This is a genomic window from Paracoccus pacificus (assembly GCF_042680785.1).
Taxonomy (GTDB): Bacteria; Pseudomonadota; Alphaproteobacteria; order Rhodobacterales; family Rhodobacteraceae; genus Paracoccus; species Paracoccus pacificus.
In genome coordinates this window covers 96,310-107,505 of the sequence record NZ_JBHUEN010000010.1, presented here as the reverse complement: position 1 = coordinate 107,505, position 11,196 = coordinate 96,310, and the positions used below count along the sequence as shown (strand labels likewise).

General features: G+C 66.7%; 9 protein-coding genes. 7 read left to right on the top strand and 2 right to left on the bottom strand.

All coding sequences use genetic code 11. The annotated features are described in order from the left end of the window. A partial coding sequence (locus ACFSCT_RS04240; RefSeq protein WP_379140365.1) for a hypothetical protein occupies positions 1 to 220 on the top strand: 220 nt, incomplete at its 5' end. 111 nt (positions 221 to 331) lie between these two features. Here ACFSCT_RS04240 and ACFSCT_RS04235 read toward each other — a convergent pair. Next, the gene (locus ACFSCT_RS04235; protein ID WP_379140363.1) at positions 332 to 931 is read right to left on the bottom strand and encodes a calcium-binding protein; all 600 of its coding nucleotides are present in this window, start codon (positions 929 to 931) and stop codon (positions 332 to 334) included. A gap of 640 nt (positions 932 to 1,571) precedes the next feature. Here ACFSCT_RS04235 and ACFSCT_RS04230 point away from each other — a divergent pair. Genes ACFSCT_RS04230 through ACFSCT_RS04205 form a run of 6 tightly spaced genes read left to right on the top strand, consistent with a single transcriptional unit; the run spans position 1,572 to position 9,372 of the window. Beyond that, positions 1,572 to 1,661 carry a potassium-transporting ATPase subunit F gene (locus tag ACFSCT_RS04230; protein ID WP_181744148.1) on the top strand — a complete coding sequence of 30 codons (90 nt, stop codon included), beginning with the start codon at positions 1,572 to 1,574 and terminating at the stop codon, positions 1,659 to 1,661. Between the two features lies 1 nt (position 1,662). Further along, entirely contained in the window at positions 1,663 to 3,348 is a 1,686-nt protein-coding gene (kdpA, locus tag ACFSCT_RS04225) for a potassium-transporting ATPase subunit KdpA (RefSeq protein ID WP_379140361.1), read from the top strand. A gap of 8 nt (positions 3,349 to 3,356) precedes the next feature. Further along, positions 3,357 to 5,396, top strand: coding sequence for a potassium-transporting ATPase subunit KdpB (gene kdpB / locus ACFSCT_RS04220; protein ID WP_379140359.1), 2,040 nt, complete (start codon positions 3,357 to 3,359; stop codon positions 5,394 to 5,396). 9 nt (positions 5,397 to 5,405) lie between these two features. Next, a complete protein-coding gene (kdpC, locus tag ACFSCT_RS04215) occupies positions 5,406 to 5,954 on the top strand; it encodes a potassium-transporting ATPase subunit KdpC (RefSeq protein WP_379140358.1) in 549 nt (182 codons plus the stop codon). 9 nt (positions 5,955 to 5,963) lie between these two features. Further along, positions 5,964 to 8,672: a DUF4118 domain-containing protein gene (locus ACFSCT_RS04210; RefSeq protein WP_379140356.1), complete on the top strand. Its 2,709-nt coding sequence runs from the start codon at positions 5,964 to 5,966 to the stop codon at positions 8,670 to 8,672. Next, on the top strand, positions 8,665 to 9,372 hold the full coding sequence (locus tag ACFSCT_RS04205; RefSeq protein ID WP_379140354.1) for a response regulator: 708 nt from the start codon (positions 8,665 to 8,667) through the stop codon (positions 9,370 to 9,372). Before ACFSCT_RS04210 ends, ACFSCT_RS04205 begins: the two co-directional genes overlap by 8 nt. 223 nt (positions 9,373 to 9,595) lie before the next feature. Here the strand turns inward: ACFSCT_RS04205 and pdxR are convergent, their stop codons facing one another. Then, entirely contained in the window at positions 9,596 to 11,131 is a 1,536-nt protein-coding gene (gene pdxR, locus ACFSCT_RS04200) for a MocR-like pyridoxine biosynthesis transcription factor PdxR (RefSeq protein ID WP_379140352.1), read from the bottom strand. Positions 11,132 to 11,196 lie beyond the last annotated feature (65 nt).

Sequence of the window (11,196 nt, the reverse complement as noted above, 5' to 3'; positions counted from 1 at the left end):
CGGGCGGTCGCAGTCCCCGCTTCAAGCCGCTGATCTCGTCCGTTCAGAGGAATTCAGTGAAAAATCGAGGTGCCCACTTGTAAAAAACGGCATGCACAGCGACGCGCAGAAGCAAATCGACATTGCCGAGGCCTCTGGTGACAGGCGGTTGACGATCATCCCGTCGTCTCGGGCGGCAATGAAGGAAGCCGGCCTGCGTGTAGCGGACAACCCTCGGTGATCCATCCGGGCCACGTCACGGATTCGACCGCCTCGCCGTCGGACGGCTTACAGGTGCAGCCCTGCGCGACCGCCGGTGCTGATCCGGGTGCCGGGATATCGTCAGGATCGCTCATATCAGCACCGCTGCTTGCACTTGGGCCACGGTGATAGCCGTTGCCCGGTTTACATAGACCCCGCGCGCCCCGTCCCAGATCAGCATCGATTGTGCTGTGATCTGGCGATAGGCAGGATTGGCCGCCCACGACGTCAGGTCGATGATCTCGCCGGGCGACCAGTCGGTGATCTGCGCCGTGCCAGCGCGGCCGTTGACAAAGCGGTCCGCGCCCGCCCCATCCGACAAGGTGTCATCACCAAGCGCGATCAGCGTGTCATTGCCCGGTCCGCCCGACAGGCTGTCGGCACCCGCCCCGCCGTCAAGCAGATCATCACCGACATAGCCGATCAGTATGTCGTTGCCGCACGAACCGATCAGCATGTCGTCGCCCGCATCGCCATGAGCCTGGCCGTCGCCGGTCAGGGTCAGCGTGTCATTGGCCGCGCCACCCCGTATCGGGGCGCTGCCGCTAGTCAACACATCGTCGCCGTCGTCGCCCTCGCCCAGACCGCTGGCGCCGTTGATCACGATGCAGTCGTTACCAGCGCCGCCGTACAGCACGGAGCCGTTGGGCCCGAGCAGCGTGTCGTTACCGCCGTCCCCATCGGCCGTCATCCGAACCTGCGGCGCATAGATCACGTTGTCGCCGTCGTTTCCGGTGACGGTAGGATAGAGGGCAGCAAAAGCGCGATGTTGGCGGACGATACCATTCGCCACATGTATTTGTGAGATAAGGGAAAGCGGGCGCCGGTACGCTGTTCCCCCACGCTCAGGTCTGTCACCGTTATGGTTCGGATCCGGGCGGTTACCTGCGCCCCTTGCTTCGCCACATGGAGCCCCGGGATCGCTGTGCGTTGTTGCGAGTTGGCACGGCAGGTCCCGATAACCTTCACGCACGGGACGCTGAATATTTTTCCGAAATCCGCGCGAGCAGCAATGCGCCTTCCGCAGCGGTGGCCGCGTTTTGTGCCCGGACAGCTCACCATATCATAACTGACGAACCCACGTCCCCGCTGACGCTGGCTGCACCCCCCGGTTTCGGCCACCCACCCGCCCAAAAATTTACGCCCGCGTTACGCGCCCGCTCGCATTGCATATGGCGCCGTTACGCGCTGAAACGCCACCTTTTCGCCATGCTAACCACAACGGCGAAATACCATGACACTCCCTGACCTGATCTTTCCGGCATCCGGCCTTGCGCTTTTCGCGGCCGCGCGGCTGTCCCTTGCGCTGATCCAGCGGCTGGAGCGGTGAGATGACCGTCGATCTCATCCTCGGCGGCGGGCTGGCCGCGCTTTTGCTGATCTATTTCCTGTGCGCGCTGCTGGCGCCGGAAAGGTTCTGAGATGCTTTCCGATCTTCTGTTCTTCGCGCTGTTCCTCGCGGCCCTGACCGCTGCCGGGCTGGTGCTTGGCCCCTACATGGCCGGGGTGTTCACCGGACGGATCCGCTATCTCGCGCCCGTCGAGCGGTTGCTGTTACGCGCGGCGGGCACCGATGGCACGGGCCAGCGGTGGACCGGCTATGCGGCCGGCGTGCTGGCCTTCAACGCGGCGGGGTTCCTGCTGCTTTATCTGGTGCTGCGGCTGCAGGGCTATCTGCCCTTCAATCCGCAGGGCTTCGGCGCGATGAGCGCCGATCAGGCTTTCAACACCGCGATCAGCTTCATGACCAATACCAACTGGCAAAGCTATGGCGGCGAGACCACGCTGTCGCATTTCAGCCAGATGTTCGGCCTGACGGTGCAGAACTTCGTTTCCGCCGCGACCGGCATCGCGGTGGCGGTGGCGGTGGTGCGCGGGCTGGCCGCGCGGTCGACGCGGGACCTGGGCAATTTCTGGGTCGATCTGACCCGGGCGGTGCTGTATCTGCTGCTGCCCGGCGCGATCATCCTTGCGGTCCTGCTGGTCTGGCAGGGCGTGCCGCAGACGCTGGCCGGGTCCGTCACCGCCACCACGCTGGAAGGCGGCCAGCAGGTCATCGCCCAAGGGCCAGTGGCCAGTCAGGCGGCGATCAAGATGCTCGGCACCAATGGCGGCGGCTTTTTCAACGTCAACGCGGCCCATCCCTACGAGAACCCGACCGCGCTCAGCAACCTTTTGCAGATCTTCGCGATTCTGGTCATCCCCGCCACCTTCCCGTTCTTCTATGGCCGCATGGTGGGTGATCGCCGTCAGGGCTGGGCGATCTTCGCCGCGATGGCGGCGATGTTCGTGGCCGTGCTGCTGGCCGCCTATTTCGCCGAGGGCGCCGGCAACCCGCTTTACGCCGGCCTGACCGAACCGGGCACCGGCATGGAGGGCAAGGAGGTCCGCTTCGGGCTCGCCCAGACCGTGCTGTTCGAGGTCGCGACCACCGTCGCCTCCTGCGGCGCGGTGAATGCCATGCATGACAGCCTGATGGCGCTTGGCGGCATGATCCCCCTGTTCAACATGCTGGTGGGCGAGGTCATCTTCGGCGGCGTCGGCGCGGGCTTCTATGGCATGGTGCTTTATGTCGTGCTGACCGTGTTCCTGGCCGGGCTGATGGTCGGGCGCACGCCCGAATGGCTGGGCAAGAAGATCGAGGCGCGCGAGATGAAGCTGGCCGCCCTGACGCTGCTGGTGATGCCCGTGGGCGTGCTGGTGCTGGGGGCGGCCTCGATCCTGACCGGCAATGCCGCGGGCGCGGTGCAGGACGCGGGCCCGCACGGGCTGACCGAGCTGATCTATGCCTATACCTCGGGCACGGCCAATAACGGCAGCGCCTTCGCGGGCTTCGGGGCCAATACCGTCTGGCACAATACCATGATCGGGCTGGCCATGATGATCGGCCGCTGGGGCTATATCATCCCGGTGCTGGCGATCGCCGGCAGCCTTGCCGCCAAGCCGCGCGCCGAGGCCACGGCGGGAACCTTCCCGACCCATGGCACGGCCTTCACCATCCTTCTGGTCGCCACGATCCTGATCGTCGGCGCGCTGACCTTCCTTCCCGTGCTGGCCCTTGGCCCGATCGCCGAACATGTGTCGATCGCCGCCGGGCAAAGCTTCTGAGGCATAAGATGTCGAAACACGCAAAATCCGAACCGGGCCTGTTCGCGCCCGAAATCCTGCGCCCCGCCGCGCTTGCGGCCTTCGCCAAGCTGGACCCGCGCAAGCTGATGCGCAATCCGGTGATCTTCGCCACCGCCGCCGTCGCCGCCGTGACCACGGTGCTGGCCGTGCTCAACTGGTCCGAACCGGGCCGTGCCCTGTCTGTGCAGATCGTTCTGTGGCTTTGGGCGACGGTGATCTTCGCCAATTTCGCCGAGGCCGTGGCCGAGGGGCGCGGCAAGGCGCGCGCCGATGCGTTTCGCGCCACCAAATCCACCGCCAAGGCCAAGGCGCTGCTGAACGAGGGCAACCGCGAACTCTACGAAATGATCGACGTGTCCGATCTTGAAACCGGCGCGCTGATCCTTGTCGAGGCGGGCGACATCGTCCCGACCGATGGCGAGGTGATCGAGGGCGTGGCCTCGGTCGATGAAAGCGCCATCACCGGGGAATCGGCCCCGGTCATCCGGGAATCGGGCGGCGACCGGTCATCCTTGACCGGGGGCACGCGGCTGGTCAGCGACTGGCTGGTGATGCGCGTCACCGCGAAGCCCGGCGAGACGTTTCTGGACAAGATGATCTCGCTGGTCGAAGGCGCCAAACGCGCCAAGACCCCGAACGAGATTGCGCTGGATATCCTGCTGGCCGGGCTGTCGCTGGTCTTTCTGCTGGTGGTGGCGACGCTGCCGGTCTTTGCGGGCTGGTCGGGCGTCACCATCCCGGTGATCTGGCTTGCCGCGCTGTTCATCACGCTGATCCCGACGACCATCGGGGGCCTCTTGTCGGCCATCGGCATCGCCGGCATGGACCGGCTGGTCAAGGCCAATGTCATCGCCAAATCCGGCCGCGCGGTCGAGGCGGCAGGCGATATCGACGTGCTGTTGCTGGACAAGACCGGCACCATCACCTTCGGCAACCGCATGGCCGACGCCTTCCTGCCCGTCCCCGGCGCGACCGAGCGCGAGGTGGCCGAAGCCGCATTCGCCAGCAGCCTTGCCGATGACACGCCCGAGGGGAAATCGACCGTCGATCTGGCCGCCAAGCTGCACGGCCTGACCCAAGGCACGCTGCGGCAGGGGGCCAGCTTCGTGCCCTTCACCGCCCAGACCCGCATGTCGGGCGTCGATCTGGCCGATGGGACCGAGATCCGCAAGGGCGCCTCGGACGCTATGGCGCGGGCCTTTCCCCAAGGCGGTGCCGAGGCCGCCGAGCCGCTGGTCCGCCGGATCGCCATGTCGGGCGGCACGCCGCTGGTGGTGGCGCGGAACGGGCGCATCCTTGGCGTCATCCACCTGAAGGATGTCGTGAAGCCCGGCATCCGCGACCGCTTTGCCGAATTGCGCCGGATGGGCATCCGCACGGTGATGATTACCGGCGACAACCCCCTGACCGCCGCCGCGATCGCCGCCGAGGCCGGGGTGGATGACTTTCTGGCCGAAGCCACGCCCGAAAAGAAGCTGGAGCTGATCCGCGCCGAACAGGCCTCGGGCAAGCTGGTCGCGATGTGCGGCGATGGCAGCAACGACGCGCCGGCGCTGGCGCAGGCGGATGTGGGCGTGGCCATGAATTCGGGCACGCCGGCGGCGAAAGAGGCCGGCAACCTCGTCGATCTGGACAGCGACCCGACCAAGCTGATCGAGATCGTCATGGTCGGCAAGCAGCTGCTGATCTCACGCGGCGCGCTGACCACCTTCAGCATCGCCAATGACGTGGCGAAATATTTCGCCATCCTGCCGGCGCTGTTCGTCGCCGCCTATCCCGGTCTTGCCGGTCTTGACGTGATGGGCCTCGGGACGCCGCAATCGGCGATCCTGTCGGCGATCATCTTCAACGCGCTGGTGATCGTCGCGCTGATCCCGCTGGCGCTGAAGGGGGTGAAATACCGCCCGGCCTCGGCGGGCGCGCTGCTGTCGCGCAACCTTCTGATCTACGGCGTGGGCGGCCTGATCGCCCCGTTCATCGGAATCAAGCTGATCGACATTCTCGTCGACGCGCTGCATCTGGCCTGAGGTTTTCCCATGCTGACACAACTCCGCCCCGCGCTGACCCTGCTTGGCGCCTTCTCGCTGATCCTTGGGCTTGCCTATCCGCTGGCCATGACCGGCTTGGCGCAAGCGCTGATGCCCGCGCAGGCCAACGGCTCGCTGATTTCCCGCGATGGTGTTATCGTCGGGTCAAGCCTGATCGGGCAGAACTTCACCCGGCCCGAATATCTGCACAGCCGTCCCTCGGCCGTGGATTACGACGCCGCCGGTTCCGGCGGCTCGAACCTCGGGCCGTCCTCGGCCGAACTGCTGGCCCAGGTGCGGACCCGCGCCGCCGCCTTCGACCGCCAGCCCGCGCCGTCCGACATGGCGACGGCCTCGGCCTCGGGGCTTGATCCGCATATCTCGCTCGCGGCCGCGCTGGCGCAGGTGCCGCGCATCGCGGCGGCGCGGGGGCTGGACGAAGACCGCATCCGCGCCGCGATCAGGATCGCGACCACCGGACCGGCCTTTGGTCTGGTCGACGGCGCGATGGTGAATGTGTTGCGCGCGAACCTCGCGCTTGACGCTATGGATGCGTAAGGTCGCGCCATGAACGACGACAACCGCCCCCACCCGGAAGCCTTCCTGCCCGAAGCGAATGCCGAGGCAGCACCAGAGGCGTCGCCACGGGGGCGGCTGAAAATCTTCCTCGGGGCTTCGCCCGGCGTCGGCAAGACCTATGCCATGCTGGAAGAAGCCGCCGCCCGCCGCAAGGCGGGCAGCGATGTGGTGGCGGCGCTTGTCGAAACCCATGGGCGCACGGAAACGGCGGCGCTGCTGGCCCGGCTGGACCAGATCCCCCGGCGCGAGATTTCCTATCGCGACCGCCGCCTGACCGAGATGGATCTGGATGCGCTGCTGGCCCGGCGCCCCGGCCTCGCCCTGATCGACGAACTTGCCCATACCAACGCCCCCGGCTCGCGCCACCCCAAGCGCTGGCAGGATGTCGAGGAGGTGCTGGCCGCCGGGATCGACGTTTATACGACCCTGAACATCCAGCATGTCGAAAGCCTGAACGACGTGGTGGCGCGGATCACCGGCGTTCAGGTTCAGGAAACCGTGCCCGACGCCGTGTTGCAGATGGCCGACGAGATCAAGCTGATCGACCTGCCGGCCGACGATCTGATCCAGCGGCTGCATGACGGCAAGGTCTATATGCCGGCGGAAGCCGGGCGGGCGCTGGCGAACTTCTTTTCCAAGCCGAACCTGACCGCGTTGCGCGAACTGGCGCTGCGCACCGCCGCCAGCCGCGTCGATGCCGAGATGCTGGCGCTGACGCGCGGCATGGGGCGGACCGGGGTTCAGGACCGGTTGATGGTCTGTCTGGACGATCCGGCGACCGCCAAGGGGCTGGTGCGTGCGGGCCGGCGGATGACCGACCGCGCCCGCATCCCGTGGGTCGTGGCCCATGTGCTGACGCCGGGGATCGAGGCGCGGGGCAGCGCCGCCTCGGGCGCGATGATCGACGCGCTGCAACTGGCCGAACGCCTTGGCGCCGAAACCCGCACCCTGCATGCCGAACATGACGTGGCGGGCGCGTTTCTGGACGCGGCACAGCAGTTGAACGTGACCCGGCTGGTGGTCAGCCGCCCTGCCTCCGCCGGCTGGCTGGACCGGCTGAAGGCGCGGTTCTTCCCGCCCCTGACCGCAAGGCTGGTCGAAGCCGCCGGGGATTTCGAGGTGACGATCCTGACCCCGCTTGGCGATCGCGCCGTTGCCGCGCCGCGCGGCGCGCGCCCGCTCAATGGGCAGCGCTGGTTCCGCATCCTTGGGGAATCGCTGGCGGCCGCCGCCTTTTGCACGTTGATCGCCTGGCCGTTCTGGCATGTCCTGCCGGTCGCCTCGCTTGCGGTGATCTATCTGGTCGGCGTGCTGGCGGTCGGGATGCGGCGGGGCGTAGCGGCGGCGATCACGGCCAGCATCGTCAGCTTCCTGACCTATAACTTTTTCTTCACCGAACCCTATTATTCCTTCAAGGTCGCGGCCGAGGAATCGGTCGTCGCCCTGCTGGTATTCACGATCTCGGCGCTGTTCACCGGCACGCTGGCGGGGCGGCTGAAACGTCAGGTCGAGTTCATGCATGACGCGCAGGCGCGGACCGAGACCCTGTATGATTTCGCCCGCAAGATCGCCTCGGCCTCGACCACGGATGACGTGCTGTGGGCAGGGGTGGCGCATATCGCGCGCACGCTTGAATGTCATTCGCTGATCCTGATGCCGGGACCGCAGGGGCATCTGACGCAGGTGCAGGGGTTCCCCTCGATCGAAGAGGATCTGGACCCGATCTCGGACGCGGCGGCGCTCTGGGCCTTTCAGCGCGGTCAGGCCGCCGGGCGCGATACCGACACGCTGCCGGCGGCCGGCTGGATGTTCCTGCCTTTGGCCACGCAGGGCGCGCCGATGGGGGTGATCGGGCTGCGCTTTACCGACCCGAAGCGGCGCATGGACCCCGACACGCGCCGGTTGCTGAACGCGGTCGAGGATCAGGTCGCGGTCGCGGTCGAGCGGATCAAGGTCGGCGAGGATCTGGAGCGGGCACGGCTGACCTCGGAAACCGAAAAGCTGCGCGCGGCGCTGCTGAACAGCGTCAGCCATGACCTGCGCACGCCTTTGGTGACGGTGATCGGTGCGCTTTCAGCGGTCGCGGATGGCGGCTTGTCGCCCGCGCAGGATCGCGCCCTGACCGGGCAGGCTTTGGACGAGGCGCGGCGGCTGGACCGTTTCGTCGGCAATCTTCTGGGGATGACGCGGCTGGGCCACGGCGCGCTCGTCCCGCGCCTGCGCGGGGTTGAGGCGGCCGAGCTGATCGCCGCCGCCCGCGCCGATCTGGCCCGCGTGCTGGACGGGTTCACCGTCGCAGTCGATGTCGCGCCGGACACGCCGCCGGTGCTGGTCGATCCGCTTCTGATCGGCCAGGCGCTGTCGAACCTGCTGGAAAACGCCAGCAAATACGCGCCCGAGGGCAGTACCATCCGCATCACTGCCGCACCCGAGGACGCGCAGGTCGCCATCACCGTCAGCGACGAAGGCCCGGGCATTCCCCCCGCCGAACGCGGCAGCGTGTTCGATCTGTTCCACCGCGCGGTGCAGGGCGATGGCCAGCCCGCCGGAACCGGTTTGGGGCTTGCCATCGTCAAGGGCATGGTCGAAGCCAATGGCGGCAGCGTCGCCGCGATCGAGCCGCCGGCGGGGCGCGGTGCGGCCATCCGACTGCTGCTGCCTGCCGATTCGGCCGCCCCCGAGGAGATTGATGACTGACGCCACCCCTGCCCGCATTCTGGTGATCGAGGACGAGGCCCCGATCCGCCGATTTCTGCGGGTCATCCTTGAAGGCGCGGGCTATGCCATGGCCGAGGCCGCGCGCGGCCGCGAGGGGATCGAAGCTGCCGCCACCGGCGCGCCTTCGGTCGTGCTGGTCGATCTCGGGCTGCCCGATCTGGACGGCAAAGACGTGGTCGCCGCGATCCGCGAATGGTCATCGGTGCCGATCATGGTGGTGTCGGTCCGCGCGGATGAGGCCGAGATCATCACGGCGCTGGATGCCGGGGCGGATGATTATGTCACCAAGCCCTTCGCCTCGGGCGAGCTTCTGGCGCGGCTGCGGGCCCTGACACGCCGCCGCGGCCCGGACGACATAGCCCCGGTCATTACGGTCGATGATCTGACCGTCGATATCGCGGCGCGGATGGTGACGCTTGGCGAAACGCCCCTGCGGCTGACGCGCAAGGAATTCGACGTGCTGGCCCTTCTGGTCCAGAATGCCGGGCGGTTGCTGACCCATGAGCAGTTACTGCGCACCGTCTGGGGTCAGACCCACCTGAAGGACAGCCATTACCTGCGCGTCGCGATCGGCCACCTGCGCGAGAAACTGGGCGATGACGCCGCCGCGCCCCGTTTCATCTTCACCGAACCCGGCATCGGCTATCGCTTCGCCTCGGCCGCGAAGCGCGAAGATTAGGACAACGCGTTCACGCCACGGCGGTTTTCCGGCCGCCGCGCCGGTTCCGGGCACCACAGATATGCCCGACATCAGGACCCCGTTTGCATTGGGGCGACGTAAGCCGCGCGAAAGGAACGGGAACGACCGCCCCGCGTCTTGAACGCGCGGCTGAACAGGGATTGATGGGACTGTCTGCAACCGGCTGCCGCGCCGGATGCCGCAGATTTTCGCGCTGCGACGGCTAATATGTTGCTGCGGAAGACATTTCCGCCGCGATTTTTGCGATCAGGCCGATTCCCGCGGCGATACGCCCCTCTCTGATCGAGCTGTAGCCAAGCCGGAAATACGGGCAGATTTCGGGCGGAGTCTCGAAAAACACCGCGCCCGGCTCGATCAGCACGCTGGCCTGTTGCAGGCGCCGCGCCAAAGCCCCGCTGTCGACGCCGTCGCCGCCATGCACCCAGACGCTGGACCCCCCGGCGACAGGCGCCCCCGCGATCCGCAGGTCCGTGCGGGACATGGCGTCCTCAAGGATTTCACGGCGCTGGCGCAGGGTTTCGCGCAGCCGCACGATATGGGCGTCGTAATGCCCGAGCCCCAGAAAATAGGCCGTTATGCGCTGCAAATGGCTGGGCGGATGACGCAGCATGATCGACCGCAGCACCCGGGCCTGCGCGATCAGCGGCGCGGGCGCAACCATGTATCCGATCCGCAACCCCGGAAACAACGATTTGGAGAAGCTGCCCAGATAGATGACGCGGTCGTTCACATCGAGCGACTTGAGCGCCGGCGCGGGCGGCGCCAGATAGGACATCTCGAAATCATAATCGTCCTCGATGATCAGAAAATCCTGCCGGGCGGCGCGCGCGATCAGCTCACGCCTGCGGGACAGGGGCATCGTCGCGCCGGTCGGGATGTGGTGGCTGGGGGTAACGATCACCAGCCGCGCCTGTTCGGGCAGAATGGACGGATCCAGCCCCAGTTCGTCAACCGGCAGAAACGTCGTCGGGCTTTGGGCCCGGCGCAAGGTTTCGGCGAAATCGGGATAGCCCGGGTCCTCGGTCACCGCCAGCCGGTCGACACGCGCCAGCAGTTCGACCGCCAGAAACAGTGCGTTCTGCGCGCCAAGCGTGACCAGAACCTCGTCGGGATTGGCCGCTATCCCGCGACGCGGCAAGGTGTTCGAGCAGATATAGTCGATCAGTAACGGGTCATCCGCGCCATAGCGGTCGACCGCGAGATCGGCGAAATCGCGCGTGCCATGCGCGCGCCGCGCACAATCCCGCCAGGCGCTGTGATCGAACAGATCCGGGTCGGCCTGCCCGTAGATGAAGGGATAGCGATAGTCGCGCCAGTCGCTGGGCTTGCGGATGGTGCGGCGCGGCATCTGGTGATCCGACAACCAGCCGCTCCAATCCGGGGCCTGATTTTTGGGGCCGGCATGCACCGGCGTTCCCGACGATCCCGCCGCGTCGTGGTCCGGCCATTGCGACGTCGCGCGCAGCCGCCGATGCGGGACCGTGGCTGCGACCGCAATGCCTGAACGCGGCGCGGTTTCAAGGTAACCCTGACTGACAAGTATCTGATAAACCAGCGTTACCGTCATCCGCGACACGGAAAGACTTTCCGCAAGCCGGCGACTTGACGGCAATCGGGTGCCGGGACGCGCACGGCTTTCCAGAATCGCCCGGACAATCGCCGCCGCCAACCGCCCCTGAAGCGTCGGTGCCTCGTCGTCGCGCAGAAAGATCATTTCGGGGGAAATGCGGCTCTGCATCTGGACCTATCTTTTCTTGCATCTGGACATATCAATGAATCGCCCGCTCTGCAACATTACCCTGC